Consider the following 18,982-nt stretch of genomic DNA (forward strand, 5'->3'; position numbering starts at 1 on the left):
TGTTTTTCAGGGAGAGACTCACGAAAATGATCACCGTACTATCTTATCTGGAAAAATTGAACAATATTCCGGTCCTGCAGGAGGAATTTCACTCCCAGGCAGCCTTCCATTCCGAGGAGGACTGGAGGTATTTCCTGTACACAAAGCTGGAGGAGCTGCGCAAGGCCCTGAAGGCGGAGCCCGTGCTGGACATTCTCTGCTGGAATGTCTCAGGAAAGCAGGCTCTTGCGGAGCTCGAACAGACCAGGAAAAAATATATGGAGGCCTTCCTGCTGCTCATCGCGGACAGCAGCATCTCTCCCATGGAATATCTGCGTCCTTCGATCCTGCCGACGGCCCTGCTGCTGAGCCCTTTTGACAGGCTCCAGTGCAGTCAGGTCCTGGGAGAGCTGATCAGCAGCTACTGCAGCCAGTTCAAGAACAAGGAGGACGAGGACACCTTCCTGATCGAGACGAGGGAGGGGCGCCAGCGGGTTCCCCTGTCCCAGATCTCCTTTGTGGAGGCCAGGGACAAAAAGATCTACATCTGTACCCGCAGCGAGTCCTTCGGCTTCTATGAGACCATTGACCATATGTCGGAGCTTCTGCCCGCGCACTTCCTCAGGTGCCACAGGAGCTTTATCGTCAATATGGAAAAAGTAAAAAAACTCAATCTTTCAGAAGGAATGATCGAACTGGACAACGGAGAGACAGTCCCGCTGTCCAGAAGCTACAGAAAGGCGGTCAGGGCATATGGGAGTACTTGAATTAATCAGCGGCGCTGAAACAGATTACGAATTTACCCTTCTGCAGCTTATCCTGCTCATGGAACTGGCGGACGCGGAATCCGTATTCACTTACCCGCTGCCGGAGGATGGGGAATTTACGGATGAGGACTATATCCTGGCAATGCACGACCTGATCGGCAGGGGCTTCGTGGAGGTCACGGAAGAGGCTGACGGGGAAAAAAGGGAAGGCCTGGCAGGACCTGTCTTCAACCTCAGCAAAAAAGCCGCTGACCTGTTTGGAAATATATTCTGTGCCGGCCATGTTCTGGAAGCCGTTTCCGCCTGGGAAGGAATCCTGCCATCCCTGATCTACAGGGGGCCATCTTCCTGTACGGTGACCCAGTGGGATCTGCAGAACGGATATATCAATGTCAGCAGTGTAGAAGCTTCCGGACTCGGCTCATGGCTGGAGGAGGCCGGTTTTCTCCCCGGTCATCCCTTTGAGACTGAGCGCGAGGGCGGGAAGGCTCTTCGCTATGATGCCCAGACCCTGGCGTCGCTTGACAGGATCAGGAGCCGCCTTGTCTGCACACCGGATGTGCCGGCTCCTCTGTGGGCTCTGCAGGAGGATGCCAGATGCGTCCTTCGCACAGCGGAGAAAACAAAGGACGATCCCGGGAAGCTTGTGGTCTTTTTTGAAACAGATATGGAGTCCTGGATCCTGATCAGCGGTACGGGATCCGGAGAGAACGCTCCCGGAACAGGAAATGATGAGTGGGAGATCGTCCCTGACTCGCGTGAGCGAAGGGACAGGCTCTGGAGGGAAATAATATGATCATGGCAGATGTTTATGTACCTTCTATCGGACGGCAGTATGATTTCAGCCTGGACGAGCAGGCGGTGATAGCGCAGCTGATCCCGGAGATCGCCGAGGTCATCTGCCAGAAGGAGAACTGCACTCTGGGCGGAGATCCTGAGGATCTGATGCTGTGCCTCCTGGATGACCGTCAGATCCTGGACAGCAGCAGGTCTCTGGGCAGTTACCACATTGGCAACGGCTCCAGCCTTATCCTGGTGTGAACAGGGCCGGGGTGATCGACAGCGGGCGGCGGAACCGGTCATTTTATCAGGAATACCTGCATTTCGTCAGCTTCCGGCAGATCGGGGAAGCGTTCATGATATGGTAGCAGTGTCAGAAAGACAGATGCAGAAACAAGTGACAGATGCAGAAATTAGTGAAGTGAGAAGATTAACAAGAGGCAGAAGAGACTCCTGAAACCGGCGCGCAGGCACGTAAACGGCAGGACCGGGAAGGCAGTCTCATGAACAGATACAGAGAGGACAGTGAGGATGATGTTCAGATTTGAATCCCGGGCTTTTCAGCAGACCGCGGAAACGCTGCAGAATGCCTGCAGCGACCTGGACCAGTACGAGGAAGTGCTCCGCGGGATCTCCCGTGCATGGAGCCGCGATCCCGACAGGCCTGCCCCCAGGGAGAGGCTCCGCAGGGAGCTCGACCGTCTGGAGGAAAGAGAGACCGCCCTTAATATGATGAAGAGAAAGCTGGAATCCGCGGCCAGGCTCTATGAAGCGGCCGAAAACAGGATCCTGGATTCAGCGGAAGAGACAGAGGGAACCGGCGATTTATCAGGTGATCCTTTTTATCAGGACATCCGTTACGGAGAGGACAGCTCTCAGAAGGAACCGAAGACAGATGCCCGTTTAGATTTTGACCTCTCTAAGCTGGCAGACCTTCTGCTGAGACATCTGAAAAGAAGGCGGGGCGGGTACCTCCCGTTCAGACCGCTGATCTACATCCTCCTGCCCGGCCGGTTCCATCCGCATTTACGGCCTTTTTATCCCTGGAGGTACAGACCGCATCCTATGCCGGGGCCGCATCCCATGCCGGGGAGGGAACCTTTTATCCCGGATCCTTACGTCTTCCATCCGCGCAGACACTGGCCGTCCTGGCGGAGAAGAATACTCCTCCGGCCATTCAGGCCGGTGAGACCTCCGGTTTATCTGCCCCCTGCTGTATTATTCGAAGCAGTCACCGCCTGGAGAGACGAGGGCAGCACCCGGACATTGCAGCCTGTCGGAATAGATTCGGCTCAGCGGCAGGCCGAAAGAGCAAGGATATCAAAGCTCTTCGGGAGACTCCCATGAGGACATACAGGAGATCGTGATCGCTTTTTATAAGATTAGATAACACAGAATAATAGAGGCTGGAGGTCGCCAACCCAGCCGGAATCAGGGCGCAGCGGAGGGGAGAGATATGGCTATTAAGGAAATAGAACAGAACACGGACCGGCTTTCGGATGATATCATCCGGCTGGAAGAGGAAAAGGCAGTCCTCGAAAAGTCGATCGATGCCATGTTTGACGCAGTCAAAAATCTGGATACCATGTGGGACGGACCGGCAAACGAGGCCTTCCGGGCCCAGTTCCAGACCGATTATCAGACCTGCCTGGAGATGAACAAAACTCTTGGGATCCTGATCGAGAAGCTCAGGAAGGCAAGGGAGGAATATGATAAATGTGAGTCGGAAGTGGAGAACCTTGTCCGCGCGATCAGGATCTGAACCGTATACATCCGCATACATTCTGGAAGGATAAATGTTCGGATCCAGTGTGACCGAAGCAAAGGATTTTCACAAAAGCGGCTCACAGCATAAAGGGACGCCGGGAAGGAGAAACAACATGGCTATTCAGGGAAATGTTGAGATAAAGGTAAAGGACGATGCGCTGCTGTCGGCAGCGTCGACCCTCAAGGACAGGATCAGCGATATGCGGTCCTCTTATGACAAGGTGATGGAGATCGTCCAGAAGACAGGCGGATACTGGATCGGCCTGGCGGGAGACGCCCACAGGAGCGCCTTCCTGGAACAGCAGGACGACATTGACCAGATCGTCAGGCGCCTGTCCGAACATCCGGATGACCTGCTTAAGATCGCCAACCTCTATGTGGAGAAGGAGAGGGAGGTAGCGGAGATCTCGGCAAGCCTCGGCGCAGATCTGATCAGCTGATCAGGGAAGTCAGGAGAAGGCAGGAATGCTGCTTTTTGCAGGCAGACTGAATTTAGACTGCATTTCATCGGAAAAAAATACCGTCTGTCAGAAAAGCACCTGTCTTTTACGAAAACAGTTTATCCTATAATCACAGACAGATGAAGCGCAAAAACGCTTCACTAACATAATTAAACACGATTCAAAATACACCTCCGCAAGGAGAAAAAAGCATTTACACAGACCCCGGCAGATCCGGAGCGGAAAGGAAGGAATCATGGCAGCAAATTTCAGAGTATCACCGGCACAGCTCATCCAGCAGGCCCAGGAGCTTCAGTCACTGAACGAGAGGTTTAAGACGGAAGTGGCAGCGATGACAGAAAAGGAAGAAGCCCTGTCCGGCATGTGGGAGGGCGAAGCGAGAAACGCTTTCCATAACGCCTATGCGACAGACGCTGAGAAGTTCGCGAATTTCTATAATGGGATCGCCCGTTTCGTCGAGGCCCTCACGGAAGTGGCTCAGACCTACGCGAAGGCAGAGAGCGAAGCAGCAGCGCGGGCAACGACAAGGGCATAAAAGGGTTGTTCTCTGATCCGGGAAAGGAATCCTGGAAGGGGATTCGGGAAGGGAATCCCGGAACAGAGCATGAACGAAATATAAACCGCAGTACAAATTAAAACTGCTACAGGAACAGACAGATGAGATCAGCTTATCCGGCGGAGAACGAACAGGTCCTGCCTGTAGATTCAAAAGACCAGTCAGGACAGCTGGACAGTACGATTGAATATATCGGATATTTCATAGAAAGGATTTGACATGGAAGGAATTATTAAAGTATCGGCGCAGGAACTGATGAATGCATCCAGTGAATTTCAGGCGAGGAATACCTCGATCAACGATATCACAGCCCAGATGCTTTCCCTGGCGAGAAATCTGAACAGCCAGTGGGAGGGTGAAGCGGCCAGCGCCTATATCAATAAATTCAATGAACTGGAAGACGATATGCAGATGATCAATAAGAAGATCACGGAGCATGTCAATGATCTGCAGGAAATGGCACAGCAGTATGAGTCGGCTGAAAAACAGGCCCAGGAGCTCAGCGCAGGTGTGAACGCTAACCTGATCAGCTGATCATCGACAGGGACATCATCGACAGGGACATCATTGACAGAGACAGATCTTGAGCAGGGGCAGAAGCGGGATACAGATACCGCATTCTGTCCCTGTAGAAACGGGAAGCAGACAGGCACGGGAAACAGCATCAGACGGTCTATGAAGGTGAGGGAGAGGACAGATGAAAACAGCAGGACAGATCAGTATGAATTACCGCGAGGCGATTCAGCAGGCCAGGGACCTCGATACGCTGGCGGATAAGGTCCGGTCTACGGCCAACGACAAGGTGGAGCAGTCCATGCAGGTGCTCTCCTCCGGATGGAAGGGTAATAATGCCACCGAATTTCTGAGAAAATACGGACAGTTGAAACAGCAGATCCTCGACAGCGCAAAGGAACTCAATGCCATCGCGGACGATATCCGCAGGACGGCAAAGATCGTCTATGATGCGGAGATGGCGGCCCTGAGGATCGCCCAGACCCGCAAGGCATGACAGAAAACCAGATTCTCCCGGATCCAGGATCCACAAGGGGATATCGGATATATCAGACTGCGCAGTACTGCGAGGGCGGTGAAAAACCTGAATATACAGAGACTTAAAACAGCAGCAGACGGATCGTACAGAAGAGACAGCACAATAGGCATGTGACGGTTGGAGGACACCGGAATGAATGGATTTTTAGTCAGATTTTCGAATACAGAAAGCGCGCTGGATCACATGCAGCAGGTGGAATCTGAGATTCATTCTGAAGAGGAAGAGGTCTCCAGGATCCGGAGGGGGTTCAGGCACGAATTCGGAGGAAAGGAGAGAATCCTGCAGAATCTGAAAGCCCAGATAGACAAAATGGCTGCGCTTGGCGATCATGTTCAGACCTTGCAGACTACTCTTTCTTCGATCATGGAACTGTATGCGGCTGTTGAGGAAAAACTCGTGGGCAGTATCGAGATTCCGGATACACAGTCACAAGCACCCTCCGCCTCCGCCCGGCCGGATGGAGCGAAGGCCCGGGAGGACGGTGAGAGCCGGAAACCTGCGTCTGTGTTTGATACCATCCACGAAGCTTTAAAAATGGATGAAAGTAAGGGGGTTATCGTCGGAGGAAGCCTGGTTGGCGCAGCTGTCCTGGGATCTGCTGCAAAGGGAGCTGTTCTGGAGGGGGATCCTTCCGCAAGGCTTCAGGCGGAAGGATTTATTTCAGGAACTGAGGGGGAAAACCTGCCCGGGCAGATGGAGACCGGGCAGGAAGGAACTGCAGCAGTGTGCGCGGATATGGATTCTCTCACCTCGGCTGTTCCCGAGTTTTCCGGAAATTTTTTGAAGAAGCTCTCCGAAGTCTCCAGCTGGGATGAATTTCTGGCTCTTTTTCCGACAGATACGGTCGATCAGCTGCCGGAGGCCGCAAAGAACTATCTGCAGCAGTTGTTTGAGCGGTTTAATACCGGACATTTCCCTGTGGGGGATGTGGTTTTCCCGGAAATGCCGGAGCTTCTGACCTGCGGTGTATGGGGAACTTTTTTTACTGCCGTCATGTGGTATTTTTATCTGAATGGAAATGAAGAGGCGGCGGGAGCTCTACCGAATGAACAGCAGCAGGAAGCAGAACTTCCCTCCGAAACGGGAAAGGAAGTTGAACTTCCTGACGGCAGGATCCGGACTGCGGGCAAGGGTCAGATAAAACCCCTGTCCGGCGAAAACCCGAAAGATGGTGCGAGCGCGGCCGGGGACAGCAAATCAGGCGGCAGCAAGAGTTCAGGCGGCGGAGGAGGCGGCCATAAGGGCTCGGGAGGCGGAGGAGGCGGCTCCACAGGTTCTTCCATGCCGGAATACCATTCTTCCATCCAGGATGACCCGTCCTCCGGAACTTCGGGATCTTCGGCAGATCTGTCCGAAGGTATGGTTACAGGAGCTCCCGAATATACAGCGGAAGTAAATACGGATGCCACCGGTGATTACCTGCGCACTCTTCTGGGCGATGGAAACATCGTTACAGACGGTCTCAAGAGCTGGACAAAATCCAATATGACCAGCTGGGGAGCCCGGGCGGCACAGAAACTTCAGAACGGCAGTGCCTCCTTTTCCGGGACAAGTCCGGCCGGCAAAGTCGCCGGATCCGTGGTCCGCGCGGCTGTTGTGAACGCCGGAATCGAAATTGCCGCACACGGAGCGGGCGCAGTGAGCGCGGCCGCAGGCGGCGGAAGCAAGGACATCTTCGAAGAAATAGAATAAGTCATTTCTACGAAATAGAATAAGGTATTTTTTAAAAAATGGAATATATTATTCGAAGAAATGAAATAAACCAGGGGTGAATACATTGAAAGAATTATTACCTGTCGGGAGTATCGTGTTGCTGAAGGGCGCTGTAAAAAAAGCAGCGATCATGGGTTATCTGCAGAAGGTCTCTGCCGAAGACAAGGAGGCTGCTCAGACGGACCCCTCCCTTGTCTACGATTACATGGCGGTCCCTTATCCGGAGGGATTTCTCGGTAAGGGAAGCATTTTTCTGTTCAATGAAGAAAACATCAGTGAAGTCTGCTTCCGCGGCTATGACAGCGAGGAGAGCAAGGGATTTACCCAGCTGATCGGCATGGTTTTTGATGCGGCGCAGCAAGGACTGAAATGAGGGAAGAGCACGTATGAAGATGAATGTTCTTCTTTTTTGCTAATTTTTATTTTTTAAACCCGGCTGCAGCGAAACAGATGCTAAACGGGGAAAATAAAATCAAAATCTGAAAAGAGAGTAGTATAATGGGGCAGGATGGCATTTGATGTCATTTCGCCCCATTATATGATGTAGGAAGCAGGTCAAATAAGTGACCTGACTTTTGAGGACTCTGTGTTATATGTTTTTAGGAAGAGACTATATTCAAGAACAACTGGACCGTGTATTGCCGGGATGGGTGATCACAGGAAGGCTCGGAGCCGGAACATATGGTTCTGTCTATGAGATCTGCCGCAAGGATTTTCTGACAGAACAGGGAGGCAGGCCGCTGGTGTGCGCCCTGAAGGTCCTTTATATGGAAATGCCCGTGCGGGAGGAAAAGCCTGTTCAGGTATCTGATCGGGATGAGGGAGACGTCGTGCCTCTGACTTCCCGGATACTCGAATGGCGGGAACGGAAGACGGAAGCGGGTTTCCTGAACGAAAGATTAACAGGAAGCACCTCATCTCTCTTTATGAATGGCGATCAGGCGGGAGGAGGAGATTCCACTACCCTCAATAAGGATCAACTGATCTACCATCGGGTCTCTGGCACTATGATGGATGATTTTATCCGGGATGTCAGCAACGAGGTCAACACGATGATCGATCTCAAGGGACACCCCCACATTGTTTCCATCGAGGATTTCAACATCAGCAGGGACGACCAATCCTGCATGATCATGATCAGGATGGAGAAGTTGGCCTGCCTGGCGGGAGCCATTCGGGAAGGCCGACAGATCATGAGCAGGGAGAACGTGATCCGGCTGGGCATTGATATCTGCAAGGCGCTGGAATTGTGCGAACAGAAAAACGTGATCCACAGAGACATTAAGCCCAGTAATCTTTTTTTCAGCGACATTACCGGTTTCAAGCTTGGGGATTTCGGCATCTCGAGGACAATGGAGTCCATTTATGACAGTGCTTCCATGAGCGGAGTCGGGACTCCGGATTATATGGCGCCGGAAATATTCTATGGGCGAAGATACAATAATACTGCGGATCTTTATTCGCTAGGGATCGTGTTGTATCAGTTGGCGAATGATTCGTATCTTCCCTTTATAAGAGAAAATCTGGAAACGGCAGGGGAACGGCGGAGCCGGGAAGCCTTTATGCGGCGTATGAGCGGGGAAAAGCTTCCGGCACCCGCCCAGGCGGATCAGCAGCTGGCTTCTCTGATTCTGAAAGCATGTTCCTATGCCCCTGAAGGGCGTTTTTCCACGGCGGCAGAAATGCGGGCTGCTCTGGAGAAGTGTCTTGACAGTCCGGTACCCGGCGGGAGCTCCGGGAACAAATCCTTCTGGTTAAAAACCGGCGCCGGGGTCCTGGCTGTGCTTTTGATCCTTGCGGCAGGCCTGGTCTGGCATTCTCTGTCAGGCAGAACAAACAGCAGTGCCGCAGATTCTGATCCTCAGACAGATGTGTCCACAGCGGACGGAGGGGTGCCGGCGGAGGTAGACGTGAGCATCGGGAAGGGTGATGAACCCGGCACCGATGAGCGCCCGGATAAAGAAACTGCCCTTTTGACAGACTCGTCAGCAGATCCGGAAGAAGAGGGGCTTTCGACTGCCTCTTCAGCGGCTTTGGAAGAGGCAGAGTTTTCAACAGACCCGATAACGGCCTTAGAAGAAATAGAAGACCAGGAGCTTGCCTTCGCGGATCCTGCCCTGGAAAAGGCGGTCAGGACAAGCCTGCTGCAGTCAGGCTTTCAGATAGAGGAAGACGAGCCCCTTACAAGGAAGATTGCACTTCAAGTCAGAGAACTGGACCTTGGAGGAGGGGGCAAGGAGGAGAAAGACAGAATCTCGGATTTGACCGGGCTTTCCGCCTTTGAAAATCTAGAAGACCTTGACCTGCAAAAAAACAAACTCTCTGATATAGGGGAACTCGCGGCAATGAAAAACCTGAAGAAGCTCAAGCTTGAGAGCAATCAGGTCAGCAGTCTCGTGCCGCTGAGCGGGCTTAAGGATCTGAAGACCCTGGAGGCGGCCTACAATGAAATCTCTGATCTTACACCGATCTATTCACTAAAAAATCTCGGCCTGCTTGAGGTGATCGGAAACCGGATCGCCAGCATCAAGGGAATAGGAAGCCTGAACAAACTGCACACGCTGCGGATCGGGGACAATCAGCTAAAGGATATCAGCCCTGTCGGGGAATTAAACGATCTGACTTATCTGGGCTTTGGCTATAACGATGTCGAGGATATCAGCGTTTTGTATTCTCTGCCCATGCTGCATTATCTGACGATGAGCGGCAACCGGATCCGTGATATAAGTCCTGTTCTGGAAATGAAGGAACTTAAATGGCTGGAAGTGACAGGCAACCCGATCGAAGATGAGTCAGTATTTGATAATCTCCCGGAAAGCGTAAAGCACCTGGAGAAATAAGTCCTCTCTGCGCGACAGATCCTGACACAGGTTCTTTAAAAACATCTGAAAAAACCGCTGCCCGTGGTAAACCAGGGCATTGCAGTCAGGGCTTTATTGCTTGATCTTGACATTTTTGGGCAGTTTGTTCAACGGAGTTTTGTCAGCGATCGGATTACCGTTGACTTCCAGCCAGTAGAGGAGCGGGAACCTGGTGACCACGCTGATATCCTTGATTTTGTTGTTAGGGACAGCAAGGACGGCGATTTTCTGGAGATCTTTCAGCATGCTGATGTCTTCGATTTCATTGTCTCCCAGGCTCAGGTAGTCCAGGTCATAAAGCTCTTTCAGCTGGGAAATATCCCGGATATGGTTTTTGCCAAGGTATAATTGCTTCAGCTTTGTCAGGCTTTTGATGCCGTCGACTGTGCTGATGTTATTATCCCTGAGATCCAGCATGGTCAGGTTTGTGAGACGCATCGCAGGGGAGGCGTCTTCGATGTTGTTGAGATACAGATCCAGGTGGGTCATTTTTCTCAGGTTTTTCAGGGGAGTGATGTCTTTGATCCGGTTCTTCTCCAGACACAGCCACTCCAGATCCGTCAGATTTTCAAGTTCGGAGACGTCAGCGACAAGATTGTCGCCGAGATCGAGCTTTTTCAGGCCGGTGAAGGCAGAGAGTCCTGTGAGGTCCTTGATCATACCGTAATTGTTTTCCAGCGCTCCGGAAAGATTCAGTTCCCCGACCGACTTTGCTTCTGCGAAGGAGATTCCCCGGCTGCTGCTGGTGAGGTTCATGGAACGGCGGACTGCATATTCCAGAGCGGGATCATTAAAGGTGAGGTAGATCTTCTCATAGGTAAAAACGATCTGATTGCTGTCTGCGTCTTCGGAGAGAGTGAGGGTACAGGAATCCTGTTCTTCTTCCTGCAGGATATACTCGTCAAGATCAGGAGCAGAAGCAGTAAAGGTCTCTCCCGCGAGTCCGTCCACGGTATGGCTGTCGAGAATATTTCCTTCAGTATCCTTGCACAGGACCGTACAGGTCGTGGGCAGGGATTCTTTGTCATATACGAAAATGACAAGGTTGTTGTCTTCTTTACGGGATACGATGAAAGATTTTTCCTCCTCCTGAGGGATATAGCCGTCAATGGGGGGACTGGAGACAGACAGCTCCTGTCCGGCCTTTTCAGAGGATTCTTTTTCCAGAAGGACTGCCCCTTCCGTGTCCACGCATCGTACCGTATAGGAGACGGAGGTCTGCGGTTTCAGGATCAGAAAGACGGCTGTCAAGAGTATAATAATGACAGCGGCCGTGATCCCGGCGATGAGGGCGGGCCTGGAAGGGACGGGAGGATGCGGAGAGCCAGGAGGGTCGGGAGTCGGATCGGTTCCGGGGCCGGGAGCCTCTTTGTCAGCAATAAGGCACTCTTCCAGAGCGTCATGGAACTGCTTGGCGGTCTGGTAGCGTCGGGACGGGTCGGAAGAGCAGGCTTTGCAGATCGCGTCGGCAAGCTTTTGGTCTGCCCCGGCGGGAGGAGGGAGCATTTCTCCATTCAGACGCCGCATATTTGCGCTGTGGATCTCAGCCCTGTCCGGCACTGGCATTCTGCCGGAATGAAGAGGATTTGCCTCGCACAGTGGAGGGATATTTCCGTTGAGAAGTGTATAAAGAGTTATCCCGAGAGAATAAATGTCGACAGTATTGTTGTATTTGTGTCCGAAATAGACCTCAGGTGCCATATACTGGATCGTCCCGATCCCGCTCATGGACCTGCTTTCGTAGATGAAGTCCATGGTCCGGGAGATCCCAAAATCGCCCAGCTTATAACCGGCTCTTTCCCTGTAAAAAATGTTGCTCGGCTTGATATCTCTGTGGAGGATCCCAAGCTGCTCGCAGCAGCTGAGGGCATTACAAATATCCATGCCCAACCGGATGACCTCTTCACGGGAGAGATTTCCATCAGCCTGGATCAGATATTGCTCCAAAGTCACCAGCTCTTCCATCCGGATCAGAATGGTGCAGATCTCTTTGCTGCGGAGAATGGCATAATCCTCAATGGTGACGATATTGGGTGCTCCTTTGAGCTGCATCATGGCATCGATCTCTGCACTCACTCCGCGGACGAAGTCTTCCAGAGCATCATTCTGACGGCTTTCGCCGGGAATGTGCGCATCGAAAATATTCCTGCTGGTCATAAGCCGCATGGTGGCGGCGTCTCCGGAATCGTCCGCCTCCATCTGGAGCACTTTCAACGCACATCTGTAACCGGAACCGGTGCCGAGATCATCCCTGAGGATTTCATAGACTTTTCCATAGGAGCCTTTTCCCAGTATTTTAGTGATCTTCCAGTTTGGCCATACTGAGGAGAGGAGCTCCTGAACATAAGAGATTTCCAGAGTCAGGTTCATTTTTTAGTATCTCCGTATTAGAAACGTATTAGAAAAATGAGGAATCCCGGAGGACAGAGCGCAGTGCTTTTGTACCGGGAATCGCTTTACGCCTTATTTTACAGGGGCGGGAAATAGTTTTCAACAGGCTGTTCAGGATTCAATATCTTGAAACCCGTCCGAAGTGTGACCAGAAAGGCTCGATCATAAATGTGGAACTTCTGCGTAAACAGAGATTGCATTTCGTCAGGAAAATCTGCCGTTCATCAATGATCTGCATTTGGAATATAAGAATCTGCTACTATGTAGACACAGCAGGAAACAGACTGGTGGATATTTTCAGATCCTGCTGAATACTATTCAGAACGGCGCGCGGATCCGTACGGCAGGCAGCACAGGACTATAGGACGGAACACAAATCCGTACGGAAAACAAGACAGGACGGAAAACAAGGCAGGACGGAAGACAAGGCAGGACGGAAGACAAAACAGGACGGAAGACAAGATTGGACGGAAGACTTAGTGCGGATATTCCTGTACCCTGAAGGGGCAGGAATATCTGCATGTAAGATTCTTACACTAAGATCCTCAATTGTATGTCCGGAAGGAGAAATACAGCGATGGGAAGAGAGTTTATAGTAAAGACAAAAGACATGACTACTGCAGGAAATGGTATCCGGGAGGCTTCCGGAGATCTGCAGAATGCCTGCTCTGGACTAAGCTCTGTTAAAAACTCCCTGTCTTTTCAGATCAGCTCCCGGACCAGGATCCAGAAAAGACTGGAAGATCAGATCGCCAGATTAGAAAAAGAGAGCAGGGCGGCGGGTAATATCAGTTCACAGCTGGATGCGATCCTGATGGCCTACATCGGTACAGAGAGCAGGCTGGCGGGTGCGGCGGGAGACAGGAGTGCTGCAGTACCTCCCGAAAACGTGTATGAGCAGCTTCGCGAGATCCTGGACAAAATCGACCGCCAAAGCCCCGCTTCTTTTACGCTTCATCTGGTAAGAGAAATACTGAAAAAGCTTGCGGACCTGGCACGGCTCCACCCGAACAAAGAGCTGCGGCATCTGCTCGTGATGATGTCGACAGGTGCTTTGGTATTTGCGGATTTTTCCGCACATGGCGGCCGGGACGGGAAGAAGGGCACAGCAGAATCCGGAGAAGAGGAGCCTTCCTACCACACAGGGTGGGAATTCACCAAGAGCATGACGTCTTTCCTCGGCAAATATCTGAAAGAAGTAAAAGAAAAGAAAGGGGCGGGCAATATCCTGGGTCTGGGAGGCAAAGGACTTGGCTACGCGGAGGATGTGTACAATTTCCTGAAAGGTGACAAAAAAGGCCTTTCCGGGGCATCAGATCTTTGCAGCCTCGGGGATTCCAGCTGTGAAGTCTGGAATGGTTTTTATAAAGTTATTGAGAATAAGTATAAGGATGCTTTCAAGAAGGCCGGTGACATTCCGACTCCATATGGGACCCGGATGGCCAATATCAGCGGCAGTGTCAGTGTGATCGGAGATTTGTTCGGACTGGGCGGGGACCTTTTTGATGCCATGGATTCCGGCAAGAATCCTACAGGGGCAGATAAAAATGCGGCTTTTATCAAAAGTACGACTCACGTTGTAGATATGGGTACGGATATTTATGACTGGGTGAGCAAGGCTGACACGAAAGGCATGTATACGCCTGCGGGCATTTACGGGACGATTGCCAGTTCTTATATTGAGTCCGGGAGTGTTGCCTACAAGGATATCATGAAGATGAAGGCTGACGGACAGTGGACTATAGATGACACGGCTCAGACTATGCTTGATTCCAGTACGGCGGGTCTGTACAAGATGATCGATAAACTGTCTTTCGGCCTGATCTCGGAGAAGACGACGAATGTATCCGCTCAGCAAATTTCCGATGCCCTAAAGAACGGAGCGGTAAAGTGGGGGACAGATGCAGGTATGCGCGTTGTCAATGACCCGGCTTTGAAGCGCATATATGATAACGGAAATGAGTTCGTCAAGGGTTGTGTGACGGTCTATTCGATCGCAGAGACAGGGAAGGATTATATACGGCAGGGAGCTGAAAAAGCTGGGAAGGCAATTGTGAATACGGCAGAATCTGCGTGGGAACATGCAAAAACAGCCGGCGAAAAGATCGACAGCTTCATGCCCTGGAGATGGAGCTGGTAAAGGATGCGATGGCTTCCGCAGATAAAACAGAGAAAAAACCTATTGAAAAAAACGGATTGAGAAAAAAACGGATTGAGAAAAGCGGTTCGAGAAAAGGAGAAAAACCATGAAGTCACTTATTCCCGCGGGCAGTATAGTTTTGCTGAAAAATGCAGTGAAGAGGCTGATGGTGATCGGCGTTCTGCAGCAGAAACATTCAGAGACGGCAAATGGAATTCCGGCAGTATATGACTATATAGGTGTTCCTTATCCGGAGGGTTATATCGGGGCGGACAGTGCCTTTTTATTTAACCACGAGGATATAAAGGATATCGTCTTTACAGGCTTTGAAGATGAGGAGCGTGAAGGCTTTCTGGAGATTCTCTCGACTGTCTATGACTCCGCGCGGGAAACTGCCGAAAAGGAAGCCGATGAAACGAAGGAAGCTGATGAAACCAAGTGAATTGATATGGATATGATGATGTGTCCAGTACCTTGCGAAGATCCCATTCCGACAATGTGAATCGTTGTTGGAATGGGATCTTTGACGTACTGCCGGGATCCCTGATCTGACCGGGAGGAAATCTGCCCCATTTATCAGGATGGAACTGGTGGCGGGACCGCATTTCGTCAGGAAAATATGCAGTCTGTCGGACTTTGCCCTCCCGCTGGAGTACAGATGTTAATATACAATCACAGCAAGGGAAACACAAAAAAGAACAAAACAAAGAACAAAACGAAGAAGAAACACAGAAACAAAGAAGAGAAGATCACAACCGAAAAGGATTTTAAAAAGAAAGGAAGGATAATCAATTATGGCAGCAACATTCAGAGTATCAACAGCACGGCTCATTCAGCAGGCACAGGAACTGCAGACACTCAACGAGAGATTCAAGGCTGAGGTCACTGCAATGACCGAGAAAGAGGAGGCACTTTCCTCTATGTGGGAGGGCGAAGCGAGAAATGCCTTCCACAACGCCTACGCGACAGACGCAGAAAAATTCGCGAATTTCTATAACGGAATCGTCCGCTTCATTCAGGCACTGAGTGATGTAGCTCAGAATTACCAGAAAGCAGAGGCACAGGCGGCAGCGATAGCAACGACCCGGGCATAAGAATAATCCGGTCAAAAGCCTGAACGCAGATCATAAGAAAAAAATGTTACGGCCTGAGACATCGGACAACAGAACAGGCTGCAGCAGAACAGATCGCGGCAGAACAGGTTACAGCAGAATTGTTCACAACAGAACAGACTACAATAAACAGACCCCAGAAGAATAAACTCAATAGAAAAGATCGGATCCGCAGAAGCGGAAGAAAGGAAAGGACATGGAAGGACAGATCAAAGTAACAGCGCAGGAGCTTCTCAATGCATCCAGCGATTTCGAGGCAAGGAACTCTTCAGTCAATGATATCACGGCACAGATGCTCAGCCTGGCAAGAAATCTCTCCAGCCAGTGGGAGGGCGAAGCCGCTACAGCATACATCAACAAATTCAACGAGCTCGAGGACGATATGCAGCTGATCAGCAAAAAGATCACCGAGCATGTCACAGACCTGCAGGAAATGGCATCCATTTATGAGAATGCAGAGAAACTTGCACAGGAGAGCGGAAGCGGACTAAACGCACAGCTGATCAGCTGACGGGTAAAAGGAGACCGCAGAAGACAGGGCATTGCCTTATGCATCAGAAAGAAAGCATTAGCAAAATCAAAACAGAGATCACAGGAACCGCCCGGGACAGAAAAAGTCCCGGGCGGTATTTCGTGTTCCAGTGTAAAGTCGATACAGTGTGGCTCTGTTTTGGTGTAAAAAACAATACACAGATTTGGTGACACTTATTAAATGTCATTGTCTTATTACAGATTTCTATAATTTTATTAGGCTTTATGGTTTTTAAGATCAAAAGCTTTTTGATCAAAAGAATCTTGATCAAGGCTTTCCTGATTAAGGATATTCCTGATCAGAGACTTTCCTGATCAAAGAATATCTTGATTTAAAGAATCCGGATGAATTTAAAGAATCCGGATGAAAACAGAGTACGCAGAAACAGTCAGGTTTCGGGAGCGGGGAATTTATGGACGGCAGGGATGACAGATTTTTTAAAAACCAGGAGAAAATAATCTCCGGCGCTGGGGAAACGATCGGAGGCAACGTAAGGCGGCTCAGGGAATCAAGAAGGATCGGCCAGACGGAAATGGTGGCAAAGCTGCAGCTCAGGCAGGTCCCGATCACACGGGAAACCCTTGTGAAGATCGAAGGGGGAAGGCAGCACATAAAGCTGGCGCAGCTCAGGGGGATCAGGGATGTGCTGGGTGTTTCCTACGAGGACATTCTGGACAATTGAAAAAAGAGAGGAAAAGTGACCGGAATCACTTTTCCTCTCTTTCTACGAACCAGACATTGAGGTCTGTCATCCCCTCCGGGATCCCCTCGACCCAGCCGGTGTTGCTGTACTGCCAGAAGGTAAAGCGGTAAGGCGATTCCGGGATAATGCCGTAATCGGCATACCAGATCACAGCATTGTCCAGGCGGGACATATCCAGAATGTCTGTCTCAGTGGAACAGTTTGTGTAGATGGCGGGAGTAAAGCCCGCCTTTTCGATTTTTTTACAAAAAGCGACAGCGTTGTCTGTGAACTGCTCGCCGCTGATATAGTTGATGCGGGCGATGTATTCGGTCTGGATCTCCGGGTCAAAGACGACAGGAAGGGTGATTTCGACGCCGCTCTTTTTGATGATATCCAGGCAGAGCTGGGCTTCTTCCCGGGCTTCCGATTCGGAGACGGCCTGTGAAAAGACGTAGACACCTACATCAAGGCCGGCCTTTTTTGCCTGCCGCATATTTTTTACTGCGCGCGAGTCTGTAATGAGATCTCCGCTTTCAAACATACGGTGGCCGGCTCGGACAAAAACGAAATCATACCCGGCTTTTTTGACCTCGTCCCAGTCGATCTCTCCCTGAAATTCAGACACATCGATCCCCCGGCGGATCTTGTATTTTTTGTCCCCTTTGTAATAAAGATTCCACATCTCATCGTATTCCAGATAATCCCAGTTATAGTCATGCAGGGTCGTCTGCATCGGGAAATCATATCCGTGGAGTTCCTCCCAGTCCCGGACATATTCTTTCTGTTTTTTTGTCAGAGAAGCCTTGGAATCAGAATCCCCTTTGTCATTTTTGGAGTTTTTATTGTTGGCATTCTGCTCTTTATTTCCGCTGTCTTCGTCCCCTTTGTCCTCTTTGTTACCTTTGTCTTCTTTATTCTCCTTACCCTTTTCTTTATCATTTTTTCCGGAGGATTTTTCCGCGTCTGTTTTGTCCTCTTTATTATCGGATTTGCCATCGGACTTCTCATCAGTTTTTTTATCTGCTTCGGGCTTTTTCCCGTCTTTTGCACTGTCTTTTTCAGGAGCTGCTTTATCGGAGGCCGTTTTCTCAGGGGCTGCTTTTTCAGTAGCTGCTTTCTCAGAGGCTGCTTTTTCAGAAGCTGCTTTAACAGTGCTGTCAGCGGAAGCGTCTTTGTTTTTCCCTGCGGCAGTTTTCCCGGTATTTTGATCAGCGGCAGCCATTTCCATTCGGGTGCCAGCGGCAGCGGCGGAGGCATCTGCGCGTGTTGAGGCTGCAGCTGATTCCGGAGATGCTGCCCTGGCCGGGGAATCCGCCGTTGAGACCGGGTCTGCGGAGAGAGAATTGCTCTCTGCAGTGTTCTCTTCTTCCACAGCAGAGGATACAAATGAAAAAGAAGAAACAGGGGCCTCACCGGCTGGAGAGGCGGAAAGCGCAGGAACGGCAGAGGAGTCCTCTGCGCTGGAAAGAGCCTGAGATTCGGAGGGTTGAGAGATTTCAGCGGGTTCCGGGGACAGAATCTCCAGGACTGTGTCTACTCCGAGCCAGGACCGGAGACTTTCGGGAGAAGCGCTGTCCGACGAAGTACGGCGGGAAGAAGCACTGCCCGGCGAAGTATTACCCGGAGAAGTACTATCCGGGGAAGCACTATCCGGGGAAGCACTGCCTGGAGAAGCACTGTCTGCAGAAGAATTCAGCGTACTGCTGTGTCCGGCGGGATCCTGGATCCCGGGCTCGAAAACAGACCTGCTCCGGGACAGCACAAGGGAACTGCCTGCAAGGAACAGGAGGACCGCTAAAGCGGCGGAGAGTACCGGAATGAAAAATGAAGGGCCGTGGACGCCTTTTTTTTCTGGAGACGAAGAAACGGCTTTGCCTGATTTGCGGACGGCTTTGCCTGATATGCCCCCGCCGGCTTTGTTCTGGCCGGTTTTAATCCTGCCGATTGTTTTTTGGCCGGCTTTATTTATGGCAGTGTTATTCTGGCTGGTTTCCTCTTTATGATTTTGTTCAGAATTGATCTTTTTGAAAGAAGGCATAGGGTATCCTGTCTGGTATGGCTGGCCGGGTGAAAGCAACGGAATATTATTATAACTGGTTTTTTACACAGACTGCAAGCATAAGGGGAGGAAACAGCGAAACACTGAAACAGCAGGAAGCGAAACAGCAGGACCAGCAGGAAACAGCG

At 51.0% G+C, this 18,982-nt stretch carries 19 protein-coding genes; 17 read left to right on the top strand and 2 right to left on the bottom strand.

What is annotated here, in order from left to right; all coding sequences use genetic code 11:
* Nucleotides 1-26 precede the first annotated feature (26 nt).
* From BLT02_RS01375 to BLT02_RS01430, 12 genes are all read left to right on the top strand, one after another.
* Nucleotides 27-746, top strand: a complete 720-nt coding sequence (locus BLT02_RS01375) for a LytR/AlgR family response regulator transcription factor (RefSeq protein WP_092991074.1) — start codon at nucleotides 27-29, stop codon at nucleotides 744-746.
* The gene (locus tag BLT02_RS01380; protein ID WP_092991075.1) at nucleotides 733-1,542 is read left to right on the top strand and encodes a hypothetical protein; all 810 of its coding nucleotides are present in this window, start codon (nucleotides 733-735) and stop codon (nucleotides 1,540-1,542) included. Before BLT02_RS01375 ends, BLT02_RS01380 begins: the two co-directional genes overlap by 14 nt.
* A gap of 2 nt (nucleotides 1,543-1,544) precedes the next feature.
* Complete coding sequence (locus BLT02_RS01385; RefSeq protein WP_207649382.1) at nucleotides 1,545-1,787, top strand: EsaB/YukD family protein; 243 nt, start codon at nucleotides 1,545-1,547, stop codon at nucleotides 1,785-1,787.
* 270 nt (nucleotides 1,788-2,057) lie between these two features.
* Nucleotides 2,058-2,873, top strand: a complete 816-nt coding sequence (locus tag BLT02_RS01390; protein WP_092991077.1) for a hypothetical protein — start codon at nucleotides 2,058-2,060, stop codon at nucleotides 2,871-2,873.
* 109 nt (nucleotides 2,874-2,982) lie between these two features.
* A complete protein-coding gene (locus BLT02_RS01395; protein ID WP_092991078.1) occupies nucleotides 2,983-3,288 on the top strand; it encodes a WXG100 family type VII secretion target in 306 nt (101 codons plus the stop codon).
* A 118-nt stretch (nucleotides 3,289-3,406) separates the two neighbouring features.
* On the top strand, nucleotides 3,407-3,733 hold the full coding sequence (locus BLT02_RS01400) for a WXG100 family type VII secretion target (RefSeq protein WP_175453637.1): 327 nt from the start codon (nucleotides 3,407-3,409) through the stop codon (nucleotides 3,731-3,733).
* A 256-nt stretch (nucleotides 3,734-3,989) separates the two neighbouring features.
* The gene (locus BLT02_RS01405; protein ID WP_092991080.1) at nucleotides 3,990-4,289 is read left to right on the top strand and encodes a WXG100 family type VII secretion target; all 300 of its coding nucleotides are present in this window, start codon (nucleotides 3,990-3,992) and stop codon (nucleotides 4,287-4,289) included.
* A gap of 240 nt (nucleotides 4,290-4,529) precedes the next feature.
* Nucleotides 4,530-4,844: a WXG100 family type VII secretion target gene (locus BLT02_RS01410; RefSeq protein ID WP_092991081.1), complete on the top strand. Its 315-nt coding sequence runs from the start codon at nucleotides 4,530-4,532 to the stop codon at nucleotides 4,842-4,844.
* A 163-nt stretch (nucleotides 4,845-5,007) separates the two neighbouring features.
* Nucleotides 5,008-5,319 carry a WXG100 family type VII secretion target gene (locus BLT02_RS01415; RefSeq protein ID WP_092991082.1) on the top strand — a complete coding sequence of 104 codons (312 nt, stop codon included), beginning with the start codon at nucleotides 5,008-5,010 and terminating at the stop codon, nucleotides 5,317-5,319.
* 174 nt (nucleotides 5,320-5,493) lie between these two features.
* Nucleotides 5,494-7,053, top strand: coding sequence for a hypothetical protein (locus BLT02_RS01420; protein ID WP_092991083.1), 1,560 nt, complete (start codon nucleotides 5,494-5,496; stop codon nucleotides 7,051-7,053).
* An 85-nt stretch (nucleotides 7,054-7,138) separates the two neighbouring features.
* On the top strand, nucleotides 7,139-7,447 hold the full coding sequence (locus BLT02_RS01425) for a DUF4176 domain-containing protein (protein WP_175453638.1): 309 nt from the start codon (nucleotides 7,139-7,141) through the stop codon (nucleotides 7,445-7,447).
* A 220-nt stretch (nucleotides 7,448-7,667) separates the two neighbouring features.
* Nucleotides 7,668-9,914, top strand: coding sequence for a protein kinase domain-containing protein (locus tag BLT02_RS01430; RefSeq protein WP_092991085.1), 2,247 nt, complete (start codon nucleotides 7,668-7,670; stop codon nucleotides 9,912-9,914).
* A gap of 93 nt (nucleotides 9,915-10,007) precedes the next feature.
* Here the strand turns inward: BLT02_RS01430 and BLT02_RS01435 are convergent, their stop codons facing one another.
* On the bottom strand, nucleotides 10,008-12,305 hold the full coding sequence (locus tag BLT02_RS01435) for a protein kinase domain-containing protein (RefSeq protein ID WP_092991086.1): 2,298 nt from the start codon (nucleotides 12,303-12,305) through the stop codon (nucleotides 10,008-10,010).
* A 598-nt stretch (nucleotides 12,306-12,903) separates the two neighbouring features.
* Between BLT02_RS01435 and BLT02_RS01440 the strand changes: the two genes are divergently transcribed.
* The 5 genes from BLT02_RS01440 to BLT02_RS01460 all read left to right on the top strand — a co-directional run bounded on the left by BLT02_RS01440 (nucleotide 12,904) and on the right by BLT02_RS01460 (nucleotide 16,792).
* Nucleotides 12,904-14,466: a hypothetical protein gene (locus tag BLT02_RS01440; RefSeq protein ID WP_092991087.1), complete on the top strand. Its 1,563-nt coding sequence runs from the start codon at nucleotides 12,904-12,906 to the stop codon at nucleotides 14,464-14,466.
* Between the two features lie 106 nt (nucleotides 14,467-14,572).
* The gene (locus BLT02_RS01445; RefSeq protein ID WP_092991088.1) at nucleotides 14,573-14,908 is read left to right on the top strand and encodes a DUF4176 domain-containing protein; all 336 of its coding nucleotides are present in this window, start codon (nucleotides 14,573-14,575) and stop codon (nucleotides 14,906-14,908) included.
* Nucleotides 14,909-15,260: 352 nt separating this feature from the next.
* Nucleotides 15,261-15,560 carry a WXG100 family type VII secretion target gene (locus BLT02_RS01450; protein ID WP_092991089.1) on the top strand — a complete coding sequence of 100 codons (300 nt, stop codon included), beginning with the start codon at nucleotides 15,261-15,263 and terminating at the stop codon, nucleotides 15,558-15,560.
* Nucleotides 15,561-15,774: 214 nt separating this feature from the next.
* Entirely contained in the window at nucleotides 15,775-16,089 is a 315-nt protein-coding gene (locus tag BLT02_RS01455) for a WXG100 family type VII secretion target (protein ID WP_092991090.1), read from the top strand.
* A 433-nt stretch (nucleotides 16,090-16,522) separates the two neighbouring features.
* On the top strand, nucleotides 16,523-16,792 hold the full coding sequence (locus BLT02_RS01460; protein ID WP_242869666.1) for a helix-turn-helix domain-containing protein: 270 nt from the start codon (nucleotides 16,523-16,525) through the stop codon (nucleotides 16,790-16,792).
* A 25-nt stretch (nucleotides 16,793-16,817) separates the two neighbouring features.
* Here BLT02_RS01460 and BLT02_RS01465 read toward each other — a convergent pair whose 3' ends face one another.
* The gene (locus tag BLT02_RS01465) at nucleotides 16,818-18,833 is read right to left on the bottom strand and encodes a GH25 family lysozyme (RefSeq protein WP_092991091.1); all 2,016 of its coding nucleotides are present in this window, start codon (nucleotides 18,831-18,833) and stop codon (nucleotides 16,818-16,820) included.
* Nucleotides 18,834-18,982 lie beyond the last annotated feature (149 nt).

It is taken from the genome of Sarcina sp. DSM 11001 (assembly GCF_900101015.1).
In the GTDB taxonomy this organism is placed as follows: Bacteria; Bacillota; Clostridia; order Lachnospirales; family Lachnospiraceae; genus CAG-791.